Here is a 22,660-nt window from a genome sequence, read left to right on the forward strand (position 1 = left end):
ACTACTCCCCAATGGACTGCCAGCCGCTATTGCGGTTAATCGAAAATGGATAACCATCGACGTCAAGAACGATACCGGTTGGCGTAATGGTCTGTAAGAATACACCTGGCACAATCAGATCACCTTCATACCACTCTCGGCCATTCATCGAGACCGTGCGGGCGCTGCTGTCCTGACTGTAAATATGGCCGGTAATGATCAGATCTGGAACTTTGCGTAACGACGACAGCGGCGGCAAATGGCGATGTTCAATAGACGATGACGATGCCTGTGACTCTGGTGCTTCCGGGCGCGGCATAGATGAAGCCGACACCACCGGTGCTGGCAACGCGGTGACAGGCTCAGGCGCTAGCGTTACCACGGGTTTTACTTCAGCAGGTACAAAATCGGTAGCACGCACCACTTCCGGACGCAGTTGCGACTGTACTTGAGGGGTTGATTGCAGCGCGACGGTGGGCTGACCATCTGCTGGAGCAACCACCACAGTCGCTTCGATAGCAGGCACTGGCTCTGATTCAACCGGCTTGGCGGCGACCGGAGTTGTTTGCTTATCGGGATAAGGATCAGAACCCGTGCCCGCGCTAAAAAAATACAGCCCAAACGCGCCGATCACAGCCAGAAAAACAATCACGACCAGACTCAGCGGCAAGTGCGCCGCCACCGGAGCCACCACGGCTGGCGTCGTCAACAGTGGCGTTAACGCACTATCGCTTGCACCGTCAGAGCGTTGCTGCTGGGATTTTTTCAGCGCATCCAGAATGTACGACATTACTTCGCCTCCTGCTGCGCCTGATAGGCCCGCCGCTGCAAATACAACAGCGTTTGCGGGCCAATAATCCGGTCAGCAGTCAAACCCTGAGACACCTGAAACTGCGCCACAGCATGCGCCAACAAGGGATCGTAAAACGCCGGATCCGGCCCTGCTGCTGGCGTACTACTGCTTGTTGGGCCAATCCTCTGCCAGTCACCATGCCACTCAACACCCAGCTGAGTTCTGACCCAGGAGACCACCTCCGACACGCCACCAGGACGAATCAGTCCGCGATAACCGGACGGTGCTTGCCAGATCACCAGCGCTTTGACCACGCGAGTCGGCAGCAGCCGACTCGCGTCCACGTCAGTCAGCTGTTGCCAGCGCCCTTCGTGATAGACGGCTGCCTGATAACGCAACGGTTTGAGCTGGGAATAGGGCCAGGCCACCCAGAGGCATTGCCACCCGGCCTCGGATAATTGCCGACAATTGCCAGCCTCCAGCCCCATGGCTCGACTCAGATCCTCTGCCGCCAGCTGACGCTCATCGACGACAGGGTCAGAAGGCGCTGGCGTAGCCGCAGCCGTATCCGATGACGGTATCGCCTGCTCCAGATCCACAACAGAAGGTGCTGCTGACATTGCGAGCTGCGATGATGTTACCGGGCTGGTTGGCGCAATCCATTCGGCAACGGCCATTCGCCAGGAAGAAGGCGATGCCCATTGCCAGCCGACAATAACCAGCAGCAGCATTACGGCCCCCAATAGCCGCCATAGAATCTTTGCTGAAAACACAGCCCCCGGGCGTTCTTTTGATGGTTCATTGGCACCACCCAGCACTTCGGCCAGTGCCTGACGGGCGACCGTACCGTTCACGTCGGCATCACCTCGGGCATACGCCCCCAGCAAGGCACGGTCGGCAACACTGTTAATCAACCGTGGCACACCACCGCAGCCTTGCCAGATAATTTTTGCGGCGGCTTCTCCAAACACTTGCCGCTCGCACCCTGCCGTGATTAGCCGGTGGCGTAAGTAGGCATAGGTTTCTGTTTGGCTCAAATGCTTGAGGTGATAACGCGCGGTGATACGCTGATTCAGCTGGCGTAATTCATGCCGCATCAACACCTCGCGTAGCTCGGGCTGACCGACCAGTATCAGCGTCAGCAGCTTGTTATCGCTGGTTTCCAGATTGGTTAACAAGCGGATCTGCTCCAACGATGGCACCGGCATCGCCTGGGCTTCATCGATGACACAGATAACCCGCTTCCCTTCGGCATACCAGTCCAGCAAGGCACGATTCAGTCGTTGATAAAGTGCTTGCTGGCTGGCATCGGAGGCATAGGTTATGCCCAGCTCATCACACAGCGCCTGCAGCAATTCGCGCTGGGAAAGCTGCGGATTAAACAGATACGCCGTTTTGATATCCGCTGGTGTTTGTTCCAGAAAGACGCGACAGAGGGTCGTTTTTCCGGTGCCAACTTCGCCGGTCAGGCAGACCAGACCACCATGCCCGGTCAAGGCGTAATGCAGATGTGCCAACGCCTCCTGATGCCCCTCCGACGGAAACAAAAATGCCGGATCTGGCGCAATGGTGAACGGGAAACGGTCAAGACTGAAATGGTCAAGGTACATGCAACGCCCGAAGAGCAACAAAAGCGCGCATGATACCGGAATCGACCCTGCAAGCGTACAAACACAGGATTTTGGTCATAGGTACTAATAATCCCACCAATAATACTAATCAATTGGCTATTTTTTAAAAAGATAACGATAATGGAACAGTTGAATTTCAAACACACACCAAACTTTTTCCAGATCTGACACTCAGTAACAGTACGGGTACTTTTGGAAATGTACGCACCGTCGTATTTGGATGTGCCCGTGCGCTACAAAGGAGAACCCATATGCTGACCTGGTCCATTATTATTCTGGCCCTTGTTGTTCTGGCTATTGTTACACTCATCGTACTGATCAGTACGGGAGTAGCTCCATGGCTGACGTCCATCGTTTTCAAAACATTAGCTTCACTGTTTGTGCTGACGCTGCTTGTCACTCTGGTGCTCCGTAACAAACGCTCAACAGAACGCCGCAAACCTGCTCATCCATCCAACCTGCAATCATGAGAATCCCATGAATCCCAAGTTCAAAATTGCCATCAACTCCTTTTTGTTTATTTCTGCTGCGTACTTGAATGTATCGACTCAGGCAGACAATGCAGACGCTGACGATCAGGTTGATTCAGACATCACACTCATGTCTGAACAAAACCCTGACAAGCGTTTGCCAGAAACCCTGATCAGGGAGGATTAGAGGCTGTTGTTGTTATTCCGTGTTTTATAATTGGAGGCTGATTGGCTCGAACCGGCGTTGGCTTTTGATAACGGCCGGATAAGTGAAGCAGAAGTGCGGCACTCCTTCAAACCAAAATAGATAACGGTATAATTTGAGGTTGTTGGCACAACAACGCTGGCGACTCGACCCTCCGGCAGGCACTATGCGGATCAATCGCTGCTATCATCGTTAACAGCAGTGCTGATATAGCCCGACCTGTCGCCCAAGGAGTCACCTATGGAAACCAGCCTGATGCTGGCCCTGATCGCATTTGTCGCACTGGTTTGCCAATGGCTGGCCTGGCGCAGCAACCTGCCCGCTATCCTGTTTTTGCTACTGGCCGGTTTGCTTGCTGGCCCCGTCAGCGGTGTGCTGGATCCAGACATGATGTTTGGCGACCTGCTGTTTCCACTGGTTTCTGTCTGTGTCGCCATCATTCTGTTTGAAGGCAGCCTGACGCTCGACCTTGCCGAAATACGTTCTCAGCGTACGGTGGTCAGACGTTTAATTACCCTCGGTGCATTGGTGACCTGGGTAATCGTTACCTGTGCTACCCACTGGCTGTTTGCGCTTGAATGGTCGATCAGCGTGTTATTTGGTGCTCTCACCGTTGTGACCGGCCCGACCGTTATCATGCCGATGCTTCGAACCGTCAGACCCCGTGCCGAACTGGGTAATATCTTACGCTGGGAAGGCATACTGATTGATCCCATCGGCGCGTTACTGGTGGTGGTGGTGTATGAATTTATCGCCGCCCAGAACCAGGCAGCCGGGGTTGGCAGTGGCCTGCTTGCTTTTGTTGAGATACTGCTTTCAGGCACCGTGCTAGGACTGGCATGTGGCTGGCTGACTGGCGTTGCCCTGGCACGCCGTTGGCTGCCGGAATATCTGCAAAATCTGGCCGTACTGGCCGCTGTCTTGCTGGCCTTCACCGTTGCCAACCATCTGGCCCACGAATCCGGGCTATTGGCGGTCACCCTGATGGGGATGTGGCTCGCCAATCAGAAGCACTTGCGGCTGGCAGAAATCCTGCATTTCAAGGAAAACCTTACCTTGCTACTGATCAGCGGTCTGTTTATCTTGCTGGCGGCACGACTGGACATGACAGCAGTCAGCCAGCTTGGATGGGCACCGCTGATCTTGCTGGCAGTAATGCAATTTATCGCCAGGCCGCTCACTATTTGGTTATCCGCCATCGGTAGCGACCTGAACTGGAAAGACAAGGCACTGCTGGCCTGGATCGCGCCACGAGGAATTGTTGCGGCAGCGGTCTCCGCCCTGTTTGCGATCAAATTGCAGCATCAGGGTGTTGACGGTGCAGCGTTGCTGGTGCCGCTGACATTTTGTGTGATTTTTGGCACTGTGGTATTTCAGAGCGCAACGGCGCGACCCGTTGCCCGCTGGCTCGGTGTGGTAGAACCACCCGCCAACGGCATCCTGTTTATGGGAGCGAACCCGATTGCCCGTGCCATCGCCAGCGAGCTGACCAAGCAGAATGTCCGGGTACTGCTGGCCGACTCCAGCTACGACAATATCCAGCGTGCCCGCATGGCAGGTTTGCCGGTCTTTTATGGTAGCCCGATGTCGGACTACGCCAGTGATCGACTTGATTTGGCCGGACTTGGCAAGCTGATGGCGCTGTCACCCGATAACCACCTCAATACCGTCGCCTGCATGCACTTCCGTGATGAATTCGGATTTGAGCGCGTCTTTGCCCTGCATAGCAAGGTACTGGCACAAAAGGAATCGGGAACCAATAATCAACGCCATAAAACCAAACATCACAGCGCTGCAGAACAACGCGGATTGCCGTTATTTGATGCCGAGTTGAGTTACGGCAAGTTCGCCAGCCTGTTATCCCAAGGGGCTGAATTAAAAACCACCCGACTGACGGACACCTTCGATTTTGCCGCCTTTAAAGCACAAAATGCTGACCGGTCATATTGGCTACTGGCCATCACCCCGGAAGGCAAAGTCCGCATGAAAGTGGCCGACCAGGAACTCTGCCCCGAATCAGGATGGCGACTGATCAGCCTGTGCAAGCCGGAAACCTGAAAATATCCCGATGCAGCCTACTCTCTGAGCGCTACCAGCTGAAGCGCAGCCCGGCAGACACATCCAGCTCGCGGGCAAAACCGGAGCGGATGTCGTCACTGGCGATGGCAAGCTGCAGCCAGCGATGACTGAACGACAGCCCTAGCTGGGCGGTGCTGTAAACCGCCGCACCCAGCTCAATACCGCTGACCGGCTGCCAATGCTTTTCAATACCCAGGCGGTCGTAATCACCGTGATGATAGACCAGAACCCGAGCCTGCCAGGGCAGATAATCAACAGCGATACGAGTCGTCGGCCGCAGCCGGGCAACAAACACCTCCTCTCCCGACCTGCCCGATGCCGTTGCTGAACTGCTGCACACCGGCAACGATGGCGAATTAAAATTGATACAAGCGCGGGTATAACCGGAATCTGTCAATTGCCAACGGTTCAGAATATCCTGCAACTGTAACGATAGCCGCCAGCGTTCGCCATCAGACCATTCACTGGCCAGATCCAGACTCAGCCCCCAGCCATGGGACGGATCAATCTCATAGGCGAGAATCTTGTCTTCACTAAAATGATAATCCAGCGTTGCCGAAGCCGTTTCGGTTGCGCCACCTTCGGCGCCCCCCGTCAGCGAACCAAACTGCCACTCCGACACCCGATACAACGCCAATGCCGGAGTCACGGACCAGCGCCCGGCGACACCCAGGGCAGCGCTGTCCAGCTGCCACTCCGCACCGGTTCGTACGCCACTGGCGACCAGCATCCGGGCATCAAGTGCCAGTGCCTCACCTGCATCCAGCTCACTGCCCTGTTCAAGTGAATAATAATAACGGGACATGCCCCTGGAAAATGACAAGTCGTAATGCCAGCGCCGTTCCCACTCAACAAAACTGTGCTGCAAGCCGTTCCCGTCAGCCAAGTGCATTGAAGTACCCAGCGTGACACGGGCATCGGCATAGGCATACTCCCCGGCTTCAAATGGCCCATCCCAACCACTGACCATATCCAATACCGGTACAGGTTCGGAGCTGGACACCAGCGTAACCGAGGAATACACCACATCAGCGACGGCGGTTTTTACCGTAACAGCCGATAACAAAGCGGCGGCAACAAAACAAGGACAACAACGTACAGGGACAGACACAGGTACAGACATAAAAAGCCACCGCCGAAAGGAAGCCGCCATTGGAACAAAGACCGGGCGGCGGCAACAGATCTGATAGACAAAAACAGACAGTTTTATCGCGATGTCTGCAGCAGCAGGCAACCATACGAGCCAGCCTTACTACTGGACACTACCCAAGCCTGGCACTGTAGGTTTGCAATACCGCATGGGCGACCTTCAGATTGGGTGCTGCCATACCCGCCGCCTCCGCCCGTCGTAACATATCACCCACCAGGTGTTCACCTTCTACCGGCAGCCCCTGTTTCATATCCCGATACATCGAGGCATTAAAAGATGAGTTCGGATTAGTCAGCGTCCGCTGAATACCACTAATGACCTTGTCGGATAACGGATAGCCACTGGCGGCAGCGGTGTCTGTACATTCACGGATGGTAGCCAGCGCAATCTCACCACCCGCCTCACTCTTCATATAATCCCCTACGGATCCCTGCAGCATACAATTCAGGGCGCCCAGCGCTGCCATCAAACAGAACTTCTCCCACATGGCCAAGCCGATATTGGAGCCATCACCAAGCAAAACACCGGCGTCGGCAAACAGTGCATTGATTGCCCTGGCGACAGCGTTCTGTTCAGCCGATCTTGCTCCTACGGTCAGATTACTGCCCGGACTGTTGACCACCACCGTATTGGCATCGGCCAGCGTTGCCACGGTTTTGGCGATACCGCCCAAAACCCGCGCCGCGCCGAACTCGGCATCCAGCACATCGAGCTGTCGAATACCGTTCAGCAAGGGCAATATCAGCGTCTGTTCCAATACCACTGGCCGAATATTCTCAATCACACTGGCCAGGGCATACGCCTTGTTGGTGAGCACAATCAGATCGAACACCGGCTTTGTGGCCGCCAGCTGGATCGCAGTGCAGCAGCACGGCTGAAAACTGAAGGCGTTATCTGGCAGCTGTACTGTCAAACCGCCAGCCGCCAGCTCAGCCAAGCGGTGCTCACGCACCAGATAGGTCACGGCTACGCCCTGGCGCTGCAACAGACCACCAAATAACCCGCCGATTGCGCCTGCACCTACGATCAGAATTTTCATTTTTACTCCGTCCCAACAGTTGTACTGACATACTACACAGCGACCCGAACAGCACGCCAGCAAGACCAATATTCATCAATATTTACTATGAGATTCATTTAACTTAATTGAATGAAATTATAACAAACGTGTCTATAGTGAACGCATGGATTGGACAGCAGCCACTGCCAGAAAAACACCCCGGAGGCGAACCTTTCCAGCCAGCAGCATACCAAATACCGTAGCTGCCAGATTTATTTCATCCTGGGTGGTTACCATTGTCCCGACCATCCCATTAGCAGAATCGGAGTCTCATTATGGATAACAAGCAATCTTCTGCGGGCAAATGCCCGGTCATGCATGGCGCAATGACATCCAGCGGTCAAACCAACAGCGATTGGTGGCCTAATGCACTCAACCTCGACATTCTTCACCAGCACGACAGCAAGACCAACCCGCTGGGTGAGGACTTCGACTACGCCGAAGAACTCAAGCAATTGGATGTAGAAGCATTGAAGAGTGACCTGCGTACACTGATGACTGAAAGCCAGGCCTGGTGGCCAGCTGACTGGGGCAGCTATGTCGGCATGTTTGCCCGCGTTGCCTGGCACTCGGCGGGTTCCTACCGTCTGTCGGACGGCCGTGGTGGTGGTGGTGCCGGCAACCAGCGTTTTGCGCCATTAAACTCCTGGCCAGACAACGTCAACACCGACAAGGGTCGTCGCTTGCTGTGGCCGATCAAAAAGAAGTACGGCAACAAGATTTCCTGGGCTGACCTGATACTCCTGTCAGGCACCATAGCTTATGAAGTGGCCGGCTTAAAAATCTACGGCTTCGCTTTTGGCCGCAAGGATATTTGGCATCCCGAAAAAGACACCTATTGGGGTGCAGAAAAAGAATGGCTGGCGCCAAGCGACGGTCGTTATGGCGACGTCGACAAGCCGGACACCATGGAAAACCCGCTGGCCGCAGTGCAAATGGGCCTGATTTACGTCAACCCGGAAGGTGTCAATGGTCAGCCAGACCCATTAAAAACCGCTGCCCAGGTGCGCGAAACCTTCGCCCGCATGGCCATGGATGATGAAGAAACGGCGGCCCTTACCGCCGGTGGTCATACCATAGGCAAATGCCACGGCAACGGTCGCGCCGAAGACCTCAGCCCGGATCCCGAAACTGCCGACGTCGAATACCAGGGCATTGGCTGGATGAACACCAAGGGCCGCAGCATTGGTCGTGACACCGTCGTCAGCGGTATTGAAGGTGCCTGGACCGCCAACCCGACCCAGTGGGACATGGGCTGGTTCGAAATGCTGTTTGGTCACGACTGGGAATTAAAAAAGAGCCCGGCTGGTGCCTGGCAGTGGGAACCGGTCGACATCAACGAAGAAGACATGCCGGTTGACGTGGAAGATTCATCCATCCGTCTCAAACCGATCATGACCGATGCCGATATGGCCATGAAGGTCGACCCGATCTACAACGGCATCTGCCAGAAGTTCATGCAAGACCCGGAATACTTCTCTGCTTGCTTCGCTCGCGCCTGGTTCAAACTGACCCACCGCGACCTTGGCCCGAAAAGCCGTTACATTGGCCCGGACGTACCGGCGGAAGATCTGATCTGGCAAGACCCGATCCCGGCAGTCGACTACACCCTGTCTGATGCCGACATCACCGCGCTTAAAACCACCATTCTGGCCAGCGGCCTGAGTGTCGCGGAACTGGTCGCTACCGCATGGGACAGCGCCCGCACCTACCGCGGTTCCGACTACCGTGGCGGTGCCAACGGTGCCCGTATCCGTCTTGCGCCGCAAAAAGACTGGGAAGGTAACGAACCGGATCGCCTGCAGAAAGTACTCAGCGTCCTGGAAGGTATTCAGGCTGGATTTGGCAAGCCGGTCAGCCTTGCCGACCTGATTGTTCTGGCGGGTAGTGCAGCAGTTGAAAAAGCGGCGCAAGATGCTGGTGTCGACATCAGCGTACCCTTCGCACCGGGTCGTGGTGACGCCACCGACGACATGACCGATGCCGCATCGTTCGACGTGCTGGAGCCCATCCACGATGGTTTCCGTAACTGGGTGAAAAAAGACTACACCGTCAGTGTCGAAGAACTGCTGCTCGACCGTAGCCAGTTAATGGGCCTTACGGCACCGGAAATGACGGTACTGATCGGCGGCATGCGGGTACTGGATACCAACTACGCAGGCACCAGCCACGGCGTATTCACTGATCGCAAAGGTGTATTAAGCAACGACTTTTTCGTCAACCTGACCGATATGGCCTACAACTGGAAACCGGCTGGCAAAAATCTGTACCACATTGTTGATCGCAAGACCGGTGATGTGAAATGGACAGCAACCCGCGTAGACCTGGTGTTTGGCTCCAACTCCATCCTGCGTGCCTACGCCGAAGTGTACGCCCAGGACGACAACCAACAGAAGTTTGTTAAAGACTTCGTCAAAGCCTGGGTCAAGGTGATGAATGCCGACCGTTACGACCTGAAGTAAATACTGAGGCGTAAAGGCGAAACCGCCAGACGACCAATAAAAAAACGGGAAGGTGTCGCCACCTTCCCGTTTTTTTATCACACCACTCTCAGACAAAGCCTGCGATTGGTGTTTTACGGCGGTTTTGTTTACTCGGTTTTACTTACTGTGCGGCCTTGCACTTCAGACGGTAGGCGTGCAGCAAGGGTTCGGTGTAACCACTCGGCTGCTCTTTACCTTTGAAGATCAGGTCAGACGCAGCCTGGAAGGCAATACCATCCAGCGCCGGAGTCATTGGCGTGTATTCAGCATCACCAGCGTTCTGCCCATCCACGATTGCAGCCATCCGCTTGAGGCTGTCTTCAACCTGTTCTTTGGTACAGATACCGTGGTGCAGCCAGTTCGCCACGTGCTGGGAAGAAATACGCAGAGTGGCGCGATCTTCCATCAGGCCGACGTTGTTGATATCCGGCACCTTGGAGCAACCAACACCCTGGTTAACCCAGCGCACAACGTAACCCAGAATACCCTGGCAGTTGTTGTCGATCTCACGCTGAATCTGCTCTTCCGTCAGCGCTGCTTGCTGTTCTTCGCTCATCAGCGGGATGGTCAGAATGTCGTCGACTGATGCGAAGGCACGTTGTTTCAGTTCTTCCTGTACCGCGAAGACATCAACCTGGTGGTAGTGCAGCGCGTGCAGGGTGGCAGCCGTCGGTGAAGGAACCCAAGCCGTATTGGCACCGGCTTTTGGATGGCCAATTTTCTGTTCCATCATCTGACCCATTTCATCCGGGATCGCCCACATGCCTTTACCAATCTGGGCGCGACCTTGCAGACCGTACTTCAGACCGGTATCGACGTTCCAGTTTTCATAGCTGTTGATCCACAACTGCTGCTTCATAGTGGTTTTTGGTACGAATGCACCCGCCAACATGGAGGTATGGATTTCATCACCGGTACGATCCAGGAAGCCGGTATTGATGAAGACAACCCGGTCTTTGGCAGCACGGATACACTCTGCCAGGTTAACGGTGGTGCGACGTTCTTCGTCCATGATGCCCATTTTCACGGTAAAGCGCGGCAGACCCAGAACATCTTCAACACGGCCAAACAGTTCGTTGGCAAACGCCACTTCTTCCGGACCGTGCATTTTCGGTTTTACGATGTTTACCGAACCAGTGGTGCTGTTCTGAAATGGCGCATTGCCGTTCAGGTCATGCATGGCGCACAAGGTCGTTACCATGGCATCCATAATGCCTTCTGGTACTTCGTTGCCGTCTTTGTCGAGCATCGCCGGGTTGGTCATCAAATGACCGACGTTACGGATAAACAGCATCGAGCGGCCTTTCAACTTCACGGTGTCACCGTTGATAGCGGCATATTCACGATCCGGGTTCATACGACGCGTGAAGGTTTTACCGCCCTTGGTCACCTGCTCTTCCAGGTTACCTTGCATCAAGCCCAGCCAGTTGCCATAGGTAATCACCTTGTCTTCGGCATCCACGGCGGCAACCGAGTCTTCACAATCCATGATGGTGGTCAGAGCCGATTCCATCAGGATGTCTTTGACACCTGCTGCATCAGTGGCACCAACCATACTGCTGGAATCAATCTGAAGTTCAAAGTGCAAACCATTGTTTTCAAAAAGAATTGCGTCGGGCATTGCAGCATCACCGAGGTAACCTTTCAACTGCGCAGCGTTGGCAAGGCCAGTGGTCGAGCCATCGGCCAGAGTCACTTCCAACTGGCCATCAACGATGACGTAAGCCGTAGTGCCTGCATGGGAACCCGTCGCCAGCGGGATAGCCTGATTCAGGAAATCACGGGCATAAGCAATCACCTTGTTGCCACGGACTTCGTTGTAGCCTGTGCCCTTTTCTGCGCCGCCTTCTTCAGCAATCACATTGGTGCCGTACAGACCATCGTACAGAGATCCCCAACGGGAATTGGCAGCATTCAGCGCAAAGCGGGCATTCATGACAGGAACCACCAGCTGTGGGCCAGCCATCTGACCGATTTCCGGCTCGACGTTGCGGGTTTCTGCTTCAAACTGCTCTGCCTGGGGTAACAGGTAGCCAATAGCTTGCAGGAAAGCTTTGTATTCTTCCGGGTTGTGTGGCTGACCCTTGCGTTCGGTATGGTACAGGTCGATTTTGGCTTGCAGATCGTCACGCTTGACCAGCAACTCACGGTTTTTTGGTGCCAGGTCGTTAACCACCGCATCAAATCCGGCCCAGAAAGTATCGACGTTGACGCCGCTACCAGGAATTGCCTTTTCATTTACGAAGTCATACAGGGCTTGGGCAATCTGAATGCCACCCTTCTGCACGTATCCAGTCATCTTTGGGCCTCTATGGTCATAGTAAACTCCGGGAAAAACACCCAAGGGGTAGTCGGAGCAACTCAGGAGCTGGCGGACTATTTTGCCCGCTTATGTTTATACAGTCGGCGAGTATAGCCGTCTGGCCCACACTCTGATAACCGGTATGAAGGACATACTTGCCATTCATCAAACAAATAAAAGATAACGGTATAAATAAAGACCCCGCCACCGCCACAAAACAAACTGCCACACCATCCATCAGTGCCGGGCTGATCGTTGCTTCAGTACCGTTGTCATACGCGGCACCAGCCAATGCGCAAACACACCACCCAGCGCACCAATCACGCTACCCAGAGAAATATCCAGCAAGCGGGTAAAAACCAGCTCGTTCATTTCCAGGCCATGACTGGCGACTCCGGCAAAAATCACCGTCAGTGGCGTAATAAAAATAACGGCATAACCGTAATTCCTGGGGATCAGCATCTCGATCACAAAACTGAGAATCACGATAGCAGCCGTCAACATCCACGGCCCATCAATCAGCTTGAACAGCAGAAAGGCTAACACCATCCCCACAGCCGTACCGGCTATCCGGTGAATCTTGCGGAGCCAGACCATACGCAAATTGGCACCTTGCATAATCGCCGCACAGGAAATAGGCACCCAGTACGGATTGTGCATACCAATCCCATGGGCAAACCAGTAGCCACCGCCAACAAAGATGCCCATCAAGGCGGAATGCAACACCAGGGTACGGATGCCGTTCTGACTCAGTGGTTGCAAGTCCACTGCCGCCACCGGTGCCGGAAACAATAACGAATAAACAAACGCAAACAGACAGGTTGCCATACTGCCCATCACCAGCAGACCAATACGCTCAGGAATAGCCGCTGGTTCGTGAGGTACTACCGTCGCGATGGCGGCCAGCATAATAAAAAAGAAATTTCCCGGCGGCGCGATCCTGAAATACCCGGCAACAAGACTGACCAGAAATGCCGTCACCGCCAGCACGGCGGCAGAGACCAACGGATGGACACTGCCCCACAAACCAAGGAAAAAGCAAAACGCGAAACCACACGTACAGGCAGCCAGCGTCAGCATTCGCTGTGCAATGCCGGACGTCGGCAAATACAAGATAATGGCCGACCCCATCACCGCCATCAGCCCTTGCTGAAAACTCCCCATCAAGGTGCCTACAAATGCCGGAAAGGCCATACAGATGCCGACCATCAGGCCATATCGATACGGCCTTGAACTGGGGTTAAGAGCAAACAGGGAACGTACAAACGACACATCGCGGGGAGTTGGCTGGGTTGACATTCAATGATCCATTAGTGCGTATCAATACACATATTAACAAATCGGTAGCCGCAAAACTGCCTAGTTTGTTAACGGCCTTCGAGCCACTGCTGATTAACACGGGCATATTGGCGCGACAACGCAAGTGACATGTCATAACAAGCCGCCAACGCCTCGGCATCACACAACAGGCTGGCATCTCCGGATGCCATTACCCGGCCATCGCGGAGCAGCATTACCCTGTCGGCCCAGGATGCTGCCAGTGCCACATCGTGCATAACGGCCAGCGCACCAATATTAGGGCCGACCATGGCAGCCACCTGATGCATTACCGCATGCTGGTGCGCAGGATCCAGAGCCGAGGTGCATTCGTCAAGCAACAGATACGCTTGCTGACCAGCGGATGGATATTGATAGTGCCAGAGCTGCAACAGCACCCGAGCCAGCTGCACGCGCTGCTTTTCACCGCCAGAAAGCTGGGGGTAAAGACGATTCCGCAAATGATGTACTTCCGTTGCTTTCATAACGTCCTGCTGCCAATCCAGGGTCTGCTGTTCATCTCCCCAGGGCGAACGCCCCATGGCCACCACCTGCCACACACGAAATGGAAACGCCAGCTCAACCTGTTGCGGCATCACCGCGATACGCTGCGCCCGTTGCCCCGGCAACAAATCAGCCAGGTTGTCTGCCCCCAGCCACACCTCCCCGCCATAATCGCTGTTTTCACCGCACAGACACGACAGCAAGGTTGACTTGCCAGCCCCGTTGGCACCCAGAATGGCCAGTTTTTCACCGCTGCGCAGTACCATGGAGGCAGACTCCAGCAACGAGCGCCGTCCTTTCACCACTGACAGCGAATCAGCCCGTATCATCGTCGCTGACCACCAGTCTGCTGCACCAACAACAACAGAAAGATTGGCCCGCCCAGCAACGCCATCACCAGACCAACAGGCAAGTCGGCCGGTGCCATCCAGGTTCGGGCCAGCGTATCCGCCACCAGTAAAAGCAATGCCCCACCTAACGCTGACGCCGGAATCAGACCACGATGGTCAGACCCCATGACCATACGCAGCAAATGGGGAACGACCAGACCCACAAAGCCGATAATACCGGTGACAGCCACCCCGGCCCCCACCATCAGTGCTGCAAACGCCAACAACCAGCGTTTTGATCGCTGCACATCAAAACCCAGATGTATCGCCACCTGCTCCCCCATCAGCAAGGCATTCAGTAGTCGCCGATAACGCAAGCTCAACAGCAGTGGCACCCCAATCAGCCCAGCCAGAGCCATCACATCCTGCCAACGACCGCTGGCCAGACTGCCCATTGACCAAAACGTCATATCCCGCAGTTGCTGATCGTTTGCGGCATAGGTCAGCACCCCGGTCGCCGCTCCCGCCAGCACATTGATTGCCACACCGGCCAACAATAGCATACCAACCTGGGTTTGGCCGCCACGGGTACCCAACCGGTAAATCACCAACGTCACTCCCAGCCCCCCCATAAACGCCGCCAGCGGCAACGCCAGCGGCCCGGTCAGTGAAACCCAGCCAGACAACAAGGATTGATTCAACACAATCACTGCGACCGCCGCCAACGCCGCACCACTGGATACACCGATCAGCCCAGGATCCGCCAGCGGATTACGAAACACCCCCTGGGTGATAACCCCCGCCACCGCCAGACCGGCTCCCACAATCATCGCCAGCAAGGCCCGAGGCAAACGTAACTCACGGACAACCCAGTCATTGGCAGACCCGGTCGGGGCCATACTGAGAGCCTGTCGAAGGCTGAACCAAACGTCAGCAATGGCAATAGACACCGGCCCAACCGTCAGGCAAAACAGAAAAACCACGGCCAGCATCATACCCAGCCCCAGCAACACCAGCTGCTGACTGCCCGCGCCATAAGCCGACAACGACGCTCGACAACTGAATACGGCATCACTCAGCCGACGGGAATAAACCAGAGTGCGTGGCATCATCACATTCCCACGGCATGCTGTTTACGAGCAATTTCAAACTGGCCCGCACGAGGATAAAGCAACGCCATCAGCTGCTGCATGGCCTCTGGCAAGCGCGGGCCAAAACCCAGCATCAAACTGACGTCCACCGAAAAGATACGATCATGCTGGCTTGCCGGAGTCATCGCCAAAGATTGTAATACTGCGGTCGGCACCGCGGCTGCGCCAACTTGCGCCACAAAGACAACCTCAGGTGCGGCTTGCAGGGCACCTTCAGCACTGACCGGTTTGTAACCGCTGTAACTCATCGTATTGGCAGCCCCCACCAGCTTCAGCATCACATCGGCCTGGGTATTCTCGCCCGCAGCCATCATGCCTCGACCACCAGCGCCCAACAGAAACATCACCTGCGGAGTCGCCTGTGGCGAGTCATTAACCGGTATTTGCTGCAGCAGCTCACGACTACGGGACTCGATACGCTGTACCAGCGCCCGCCCTTCGGCCTCCTTGTCAAGCGCCTCAGCAACCGAGGTAATCTTGTCGAGCACACCCTGCAATGAATAATTATTATCCACCCGGACAATCCGCACCCCGGCCTGCTGCAGCTGGGTAAATACCACCTCTGGTCCTGCGGCCTGCGTTGTCAGTACCAGGTCAGGCTGCATCGACAATATCCCTTCTGCCGAAAGCTGGCGCATATACCCGACATCGGGCAATTCAGTTGCCGCCTTAGGAAAACGACTGGTGGTATCCACCGCTACCAGCCGATCCTGGGCACCGAGCTGATAAATAATTTCGGTAATGGAACCATCAATGCTGACTACCCGCCGAGGCGTATTAACCGCACCATGCTTGTTATCGTCATCAGCCCACGTCGGGGAAGAACACACGACCAGCAAACAACCCAGCCACCCAGCCACCACCGGCAGGACACGTCCTGACAACACTCGCAGTTTAGCCATCAGGCGACTCCTTCTTGCTCCAGTACGTACTGCTGCTGCAACTCGTCCAGCACAAAACGCCAGCCAACCAACTCCTGCTGACCATTTTTACGTTCACCGAACATCAACGCCAGCTGGTTACCTTCCTGGTCGTACAGCTCCAGCGAGCTGACAATACCGTCCACTGTTGGTTTTCGTACCAGCCAGATCTGATCAATCAAGGTGAGTCTGGCGTGCAAACTAAACGTGTCATCCAGAATATTGAACCATTCACCAGTACGCACCAGATTGGTCACCGGGCCGGTATGAATCTGGATTACACCATCGCTGCCAACAAACAACATGATCGACAGACCCACATCACGCGCCATCTCCAGGGCGGCGACAAATGCGTCCGGGGCCAATGCCTGCGCGTATTCCGTACCGATGACTTCATAGGCCGCGATTCGGCTCAGACCATATTTTTTCAATAACGCCTGAAAATGATGGACATCCTGCAGCGCTGACCAGTCTTGCCGCAAGGCCGTGACATCCAGGTCGGGCAAGGGAGCAGCATCGTTCGCGGCTGGCGCTGGCTCCACAACCATACCCGGGGTTTGAGCGATGCTCTGGAACCGCTCCAGCAACTGAAAATACTGATCCAGATCCGAGGCGTCCGTCAGGTAGATTTTATGGATCGCGTCACCCTGAGCATTAAAAAACTGCAAGCTGCGGCGTACACCGGCGGTGGTTTCCGCTGCCACATCCTCAACCGCAAACCCATGGACAAAGCGGCTAAAAAAAATCCGCAGGTCAATTACCCCCAATGCCAGGCCCATATTGCCATTCACCGTCAGCCCCTGATATTGCCCGGTCTTCTCATGCACCATGGCGTCATTACGAGTCAGCGCCATGACTTCGCCGAGTAGCTCAATGTCGCGTAACAAGCGTTTGAAATCCCCTTCCAGACGCACGACCCGCCCCACGGATGGATTTTGTCCTATACGAGTGGCCAGTAATTCCCCTTCACTCACCCCCAAACGTAACGCCGCATCGCGGATACGTAATTTGGGTTCTTGCTGACACAGCATTTGCCATTGCCCGGACAACGCCTGAATACCGGTTACATTTGTCATGATTACTCTCCTGTCGACATCAACTGAAAACGGATTTCCGGACTGCCAGAAGCACCCAGACTGTAGTAGTCCGCCACTTGCAGGGTAAAATAATCAGCACTGTCATCCGTGCTATCGAGGTCAATCAGATAGGTGCGAAAGTTTGGCCACAACAAATGGCCTTCGTTAAGGTTGTAGGCATACCAGCTGTTGTCAGTAAACGGATTGGAACTACTGTCGGCAGCGTAGTGCGCCGAGATATCGTAACTGTCAACCATCGTGGCGCTGGTATAAGCCGCCAGCTCTGTTGCCTCGATCGTGCCAAACACCGCGCCACTGCCAGCGCCGTAAACACCGCCATTAGTCCAGATATTGACCGCACGGGCCGCAGTATCAATTTCATAACGAAGATCCCAATCACTGCCAGCATCATCGCAGTCCACCTCGGCCACGGCATCCAGATCCAGACACAACACCGTGGCATCGGTTGCCAGAGTCGCGCTGAGCGTTTGTTCAGACCCGGCAAACTGCACCGTATCCGCCGCCTGAGTGGTAAAGCGAACCGTAATATCCGTGTAATTAGCCACATCCAGAAACACCTTGCTGTAAGTGCTGCCATCAGCATGGCGCAACAGCCAGCCAACCGAGGTATTCGCCGCAATCTGGTGTGTAGTGGCATCGTAGACATACCAGTCCGACCAGGCCGGTTCATTGGCATCGGTACTGAAGCTCAAGGCTGTTGCGTCATAGCTGACGGTCAACGCTTCAGCCTCGGTATCGGCAACAGCATTGGTAAAGACCGATACATCGGCATTACCTTCCGAGTCGTAGAATTCCTCCTGGGCGTCGGCCAGCGCCACCTGAACAGTACCACTACCGGAAACACCGCCATTCAGCTTGATGGCGGTACGGCGGAAAGCCAGTTGCCAGTCCGTCGAGGTGGCAGCCTCTACATCGGTCAAATCCAGCACGTCACCGGTCGCCAGGCTGACGTACTGCCAGGCATCATAATCGGCGGCGTTGATTTTCAGACTGGTGTAGCTGACATCGGACTCGTCGGAATCTCCTGTCGATGCATCATTATCATTGTCGTCGCTGCTGCTACCGCAACTGGCCAACAGCATTGCGGCAACCAGTACCGAAAGAGATTGATAGCGCTGTTTCATACACACTCCTTGAATAGCATTGGTGTTATTGGGTTATTTTCATCGTCATGCCGATGACCACAGGCGCTGTCCTTCACATCAGCAGATAGCGGATACAGCACCAGTCATGAACCAAGTGGGTCAAAATGTCAGCTCAACTCCCAGGTACGGAAAACGCCCGGTGGATGGCCGTCGGTCATAGGAATCACGGGGATCGCGGACGCTGTCAGAAAGATTATTGACCCCGGCATACCAACGCAGCGTCGGACTGAGACGCCAGTCACCTTTCAAATCCCATTGCCAATAGCCTGGCGACATGTGGTTCGCCGTACCGGCAGAGGAATCGGCAACTTCGGTATAAGAGGCACCGACGTACTCCGAGATCAGCGTCAGGCCAAGATCCGCAGAGACATCCCACAGCCACAACCCCTGAATATGATGACGCGAGCGATTCACCAGGGCTGCGCCGATTTCCAGATCACGGGCATCCAGCAACGAGTACGACAGCCGCTGTTGCAGCGCATCGGATATCTGCCACTGGGCCGACACATCCGCACCCCGTGTCATAGCGCTGGCAATATTGCTGTAGCGATAAATCACCACCGTGCCATCCTGCTCGGTCTCCCCCGTCGACACCGCTTCAATCAGATCCTTAATCTGATTGTGAAACGCCGACAACTCCAGGTGCAGACGCTTGCCGTCGGTAATCATCGCCGACACCTGGACACTGCGAGTGTGTTCGGGCTGCAGCGTCTCGTTACCCAACACCTTGTAGCCATTGATGCTGTGATCAAAAATGTAATAGCGGTTTTTCAGATTCGGGACGCGATAACCAACCCCGATTGATTGACGTGTCTGAAGTTTCCAGTCTGTGCCCGACATCGAGAGCTGCCATTGCTGCCGACTCCCCAGCGTCGGCGATAGATACGGGCCAAAACCGCTGTCGTTCTGCCAGCGGATACCGGGTGATAATTCCAGTTCTTGCAGACCTGAGACAGCGCCCTTGTCAGCAACGCCATTGTCGATAGACCGCGCCAGCGTCCCCTGCACAAACGCCTCAACACTGCGACGCTGCTCCTCCGGCACTTCATTGGTATCCACCAGACAATAACCGCTACCCAGCTCGGTCGTGGTGGAGTTGCTGCCTACCCCGGAACAACTCAGTTTCATCTCTTTTTTTTGTTGCTCCAGTTGCTCGCCAAAACCCTCCAGCCCGGTGACCAACTGCAACGCCGTACGACCCAACAACATTCGGGGTGCCTGCCACTGCCCCATCAACTTGTATTGGCTGTAGTCCGCCGAGCGCCAGAGGTTGCCGGCAACAATGTCGTCATCCACCGCCAGCTGTGCGGTATCGTCACGTTGCTGCTCATACAACATACTGGCTGACACCTGGCCGACAGGCAGTGACTGCTCGATATTGGCCGCCAGCCGCCAGCGTTCAAGATCCTCTTCCTTAATCCCGTCCTTATTGCTGGTGGTCAGCCGTCGACCGACCAGATCTTCACGATATTGCTCCACCCGTAGTGCGGCATTCCCACCAGCCACCCCTGGCTCTGACGACCCCCAACGCTCCCGCCATGAAGCCGCCAGAGTGGTTTTGGTGCCGTCAAAGCCATTACTGGTCCAACTGCCATCGTATAAATCGAAATCCGAGCTTTTACGCTGATCGGCACTGAAACCCAACTGGCGAGTGTCCGTCAGCGCCAGATCAGCCGCTGCCAGATAATGACGTTGTGGCAACCATTCATCCGACAGCTCCCGCGCTTCACCATAACTGCCAGCATCCATTGCCAGCCGCAGCCGCGTCATACCTTCCACGTTCCGGGTAATGATATTAATCACCCCCCCCATCGCGGCGCTGCCATACAACGCCGAAGCAGCGCCAGGCATCATTTCAATATGGTCGATATCCAGCGACGACAGTTGCGACAGATCCACCGTCGACCCGGTTGTCGCCGATACCGGCATGCCATCCACCAGCACCAGCACCCGCTCGCCATCCAACCCCTGAACCTGAACTGCCTCACCGGTTTTACCGTGAATTTCCCGCAGCTGAATACCTGGAATAACCCGTAACGCATCACGTACATCACGGCTGTGCAAACGCTGGATGGTCGCTTCATCCAGCAACAAGGTTCGAAAAGGCGTATCGGCCAGAGGTCGTTGGGTACGCGATGCCGTCACCACCAAAGCATCCAGATAAAACACATCGTCTGCAGCCAACGCCGCAGACGCACGCTCCTCCGCCAACGTCACCGCAGAGAGAGAAGCAACCGGCAGAAGACCAACCACCAACCAAGCGAAATGCATTTTTTACCACACCCAAATAGGAATGATGATCATTATCCATAATTATCAACCAAATACAAATGCAAACCACTACCATTTGAATGGAAAGAAAAACAGCTTCCCGCCCATTTTCCAGCCCAGCTCTCTCACCGAGCCAGAACCTGCGCCACAAGCTCGACCACGGTGAGTAGCCATTAAAAAGAAAACGAAGAAAACGAAGAGAGGAGATGAATAAAACGAGAAAGATCAGCCCTGCAGGGCTGACCCTATAAACCAGTGAGCGCCATTAGTGCCGCCCGACCAGAAAAGTGCTGTTGCGCGTACTGATATGCTTACCCAGTCGAAATTCAAACTGCAGCCGGGTTTTCCCCTGTGCCGGGTTCAGGGCACAAACCCGATAGTTCTGCCAGCTCGCCTGACTCTGCGCCAGGTCGATACCCTCTGGCCCCAGCAACTCAAACTGACCTTCATCAGCACCGACAGCCACCAGCTCCCGCACGATCACCTGAACCAGGGTTTGTCCGGGTACAAAACCTTCCACCTTGAGCCGATAATCGTTACACACGGTGTCGTCTGGGCGAATACTGAACAGTTCGGTGCGGTCGCGCCGAACTTCCACCACCATCGCCGTTGTCTGTGTAAATCCCCAGATCACCGCACCAACAGCCATCAGGGCAATGGCCCCGTACCCCAGCAATCGGCCACGGAACAACGGTGACGATTGCCCCTGCAACTGCCGCTCTGACGCAAAGCGAATCAGCCCTGGCGGACGCTCAAGCCGTGTCATAACGCCATCACAGGCATCAATACAGGCACCACAATCAATACAGGCTGCCTGCAAGCCATCACGAATATCAATCCCGGTCGGGCACACCTGTACGCACAAACTGCAATCGACACAATCACCACCGCTACTGCTTTGTCGACGGGCGCTGATACGTGGCTCGCCGCGTGCCACGTCGTAACTGACGGTACGGGTATCCAGATCAAACATCACACTCTGAAAACGCGAGTACGGGCAGGCATGCAGACAAATTTTTTCCCGTACCAGTCCGGCATTGGCATAAGTCAGCGCTGCCATAATAATGACCCAGAGCCACACGCCAGAGCCAAATTCCAGCAACACCAACTCAGCGGTCAGTTCGCGCACAGGCACAAAGTAACCACTGAACGTCGCTGCCGTCGCCAGCGCCACAACCATCCAGACGCCATGTTTAACGCCGCGCCGAAGCCAGTCGGTTACTGACAAACCCCGACTCTCCCGTTTGCGCACCACCCGAGCATCGCCTTCGATCAGATGCTCGATACGAATAAACAACCAGGTCCAGACACTTTGCGGACAAGCAAAACCGCACCACACTCGCCCCCAGGCCACCGCAGTAAAAAACAGCAGTGCCGCTGCCGCAATCAACATGCCCGACAACAACGGCAAGTCGTGCCAGCTCAGATTCAGTCCAAACAGAAAAATACGGCGCTCCTGGGACGAAAACAGCACCGCCGGATGCCCATCCCATGGCAGCCAGACCACCAGAAAAAACGCCGCCATCAGCGGCCAGCTCAGCCAACGGCGAAGATTCTGATAATGCCCCGCCATAAGGCGGACATAAAACTTACCGTTCACCTGAGCCATCTTTATTGTTGACGGCTCAGAGTCGAGCGCCACGATCGGGATGTTTTTCATCGGTTACCTTTATTATCAGCCAGCTATCACAAAGGTCAGATTACGCCGCGAACGCTTTGCGATTCAGGCCTAAAAAACTTATAAACAATAGGGACAGATGAGAAGAGCCGCTTG

17 protein-coding genes are annotated in these 22,660 nt (G+C 55.1%); 4 read left to right on the forward strand and 13 right to left on the reverse strand.

Annotated elements, in window-relative coordinates:
- Position 1: 1 nt before the first annotated feature.
- Together WG929_RS09185 and WG929_RS09190 are read right to left on the reverse strand one after the other, a co-directional pair.
- Positions 2 to 769 carry a general secretion pathway protein GspB gene (locus WG929_RS09185; RefSeq protein WP_416205789.1) on the reverse strand — a complete coding sequence of 256 codons (768 nt, stop codon included), beginning with the start codon at positions 767 to 769 and terminating at the stop codon, positions 2 to 4.
- Entirely contained in the window at positions 769 to 2,382 is a 1,614-nt protein-coding gene (locus tag WG929_RS09190; protein WP_416205790.1) for an ExeA family protein, read from the reverse strand. Before WG929_RS09190 ends, WG929_RS09185 begins: the two co-directional genes overlap by 1 nt.
- Before the next feature lie 272 nt (positions 2,383 to 2,654).
- Between WG929_RS09190 and WG929_RS09195 the strand changes: the two genes are divergently transcribed.
- The 3 genes from WG929_RS09195 (at position 2,655) to WG929_RS09205 (ending at position 5,136) form a co-directional block, all read left to right on the forward strand.
- Positions 2,655 to 2,873, forward strand: a complete 219-nt coding sequence (locus tag WG929_RS09195) for a hypothetical protein (protein ID WP_369854419.1) — start codon at positions 2,655 to 2,657, stop codon at positions 2,871 to 2,873.
- 7 nt (positions 2,874 to 2,880) lie between these two features.
- On the forward strand, positions 2,881 to 3,060 hold the full coding sequence (locus WG929_RS09200) for a hypothetical protein (protein ID WP_416205791.1): 180 nt from the start codon (positions 2,881 to 2,883) through the stop codon (positions 3,058 to 3,060).
- A gap of 258 nt (positions 3,061 to 3,318) precedes the next feature.
- A complete protein-coding gene (locus WG929_RS09205) occupies positions 3,319 to 5,136 on the forward strand; it encodes a cation:proton antiporter (RefSeq protein WP_416205792.1) in 1,818 nt (605 codons plus the stop codon).
- Positions 5,137 to 5,167: 31 nt separating this feature from the next.
- Here WG929_RS09205 and WG929_RS09210 read toward each other — a convergent pair whose 3' ends face one another.
- Together WG929_RS09210 and WG929_RS09215 are read right to left on the reverse strand one after the other, a co-directional pair.
- Positions 5,168 to 6,280: a hypothetical protein gene (locus WG929_RS09210; RefSeq protein WP_416205793.1), complete on the reverse strand. Its 1,113-nt coding sequence runs from the start codon at positions 6,278 to 6,280 to the stop codon at positions 5,168 to 5,170.
- A gap of 139 nt (positions 6,281 to 6,419) precedes the next feature.
- Positions 6,420 to 7,346 carry a 2-dehydropantoate 2-reductase gene (locus WG929_RS09215; RefSeq protein ID WP_416205794.1) on the reverse strand — a complete coding sequence of 309 codons (927 nt, stop codon included), beginning with the start codon at positions 7,344 to 7,346 and terminating at the stop codon, positions 6,420 to 6,422.
- Between the two features lie 296 nt (positions 7,347 to 7,642).
- Here WG929_RS09215 and katG point away from each other — a divergent pair, with 296 nt between their 5' ends.
- On the forward strand, positions 7,643 to 9,829 hold the full coding sequence (katG, locus tag WG929_RS09220) for a catalase/peroxidase HPI (RefSeq protein WP_416205795.1): 2,187 nt from the start codon (positions 7,643 to 7,645) through the stop codon (positions 9,827 to 9,829).
- 142 nt (positions 9,830 to 9,971) lie between these two features.
- On the opposite strand, the gene WG929_RS09225 is transcribed toward katG, so the two are convergent.
- From WG929_RS09225 to ccoG, 9 genes are all read right to left on the reverse strand, one after another.
- Positions 9,972 to 12,149 (reverse strand): malate synthase G, encoded by a 2,178-nt coding sequence (locus WG929_RS09225; RefSeq protein ID WP_416205796.1) that lies wholly within the window; start codon positions 12,147 to 12,149, stop codon positions 9,972 to 9,974.
- A gap of 240 nt (positions 12,150 to 12,389) precedes the next feature.
- Positions 12,390 to 13,451 carry an FUSC family protein gene (locus tag WG929_RS09230; protein WP_416205797.1) on the reverse strand — a complete coding sequence of 354 codons (1,062 nt, stop codon included), beginning with the start codon at positions 13,449 to 13,451 and terminating at the stop codon, positions 12,390 to 12,392.
- Between the two features lie 68 nt (positions 13,452 to 13,519).
- Positions 13,520 to 14,302 carry a heme ABC transporter ATP-binding protein gene (locus tag WG929_RS09235; protein WP_416205798.1) on the reverse strand — a complete coding sequence of 261 codons (783 nt, stop codon included), beginning with the start codon at positions 14,300 to 14,302 and terminating at the stop codon, positions 13,520 to 13,522.
- Complete coding sequence (locus WG929_RS09240) at positions 14,299 to 15,414, reverse strand: FecCD family ABC transporter permease (RefSeq protein ID WP_416205799.1); 1,116 nt, start codon at positions 15,412 to 15,414, stop codon at positions 14,299 to 14,301. Before WG929_RS09240 ends, WG929_RS09235 begins: the two co-directional genes overlap by 4 nt.
- A complete protein-coding gene (locus WG929_RS09245; protein WP_416205800.1) occupies positions 15,414 to 16,355 on the reverse strand; it encodes a heme/hemin ABC transporter substrate-binding protein in 942 nt (313 codons plus the stop codon). The genes WG929_RS09240 and WG929_RS09245 overlap by 1 nt, the downstream gene beginning before the upstream one ends.
- On the reverse strand, positions 16,355 to 17,449 hold the full coding sequence (locus tag WG929_RS09250) for a hemin-degrading factor (RefSeq protein WP_416205801.1): 1,095 nt from the start codon (positions 17,447 to 17,449) through the stop codon (positions 16,355 to 16,357). Before WG929_RS09250 ends, WG929_RS09245 begins: the two co-directional genes overlap by 1 nt.
- Positions 17,450 to 17,451: 2 nt before the next feature.
- Positions 17,452 to 18,594 (reverse strand): HmuY family protein, encoded by a 1,143-nt coding sequence (locus WG929_RS09255; protein ID WP_416205802.1) that lies wholly within the window; start codon positions 18,592 to 18,594, stop codon positions 17,452 to 17,454.
- A gap of 120 nt (positions 18,595 to 18,714) precedes the next feature.
- Positions 18,715 to 20,886 carry a TonB-dependent receptor plug domain-containing protein gene (locus WG929_RS09260; RefSeq protein WP_416205803.1) on the reverse strand — a complete coding sequence of 724 codons (2,172 nt, stop codon included), beginning with the start codon at positions 20,884 to 20,886 and terminating at the stop codon, positions 18,715 to 18,717.
- 265 nt (positions 20,887 to 21,151) lie between these two features.
- Positions 21,152 to 22,546 (reverse strand): cytochrome c oxidase accessory protein CcoG, encoded by a 1,395-nt coding sequence (gene ccoG, locus WG929_RS09265; protein ID WP_416205804.1) that lies wholly within the window; start codon positions 22,544 to 22,546, stop codon positions 21,152 to 21,154.
- Positions 22,547 to 22,660 lie beyond the last annotated feature (114 nt).

The sequence above is a fragment of the Oceanobacter antarcticus genome, assembly GCF_044962685.1.
GTDB classification, from domain to species: Bacteria; Pseudomonadota; Gammaproteobacteria; order Pseudomonadales; family Oceanobacteraceae; genus Oceanobacter; species Oceanobacter antarcticus.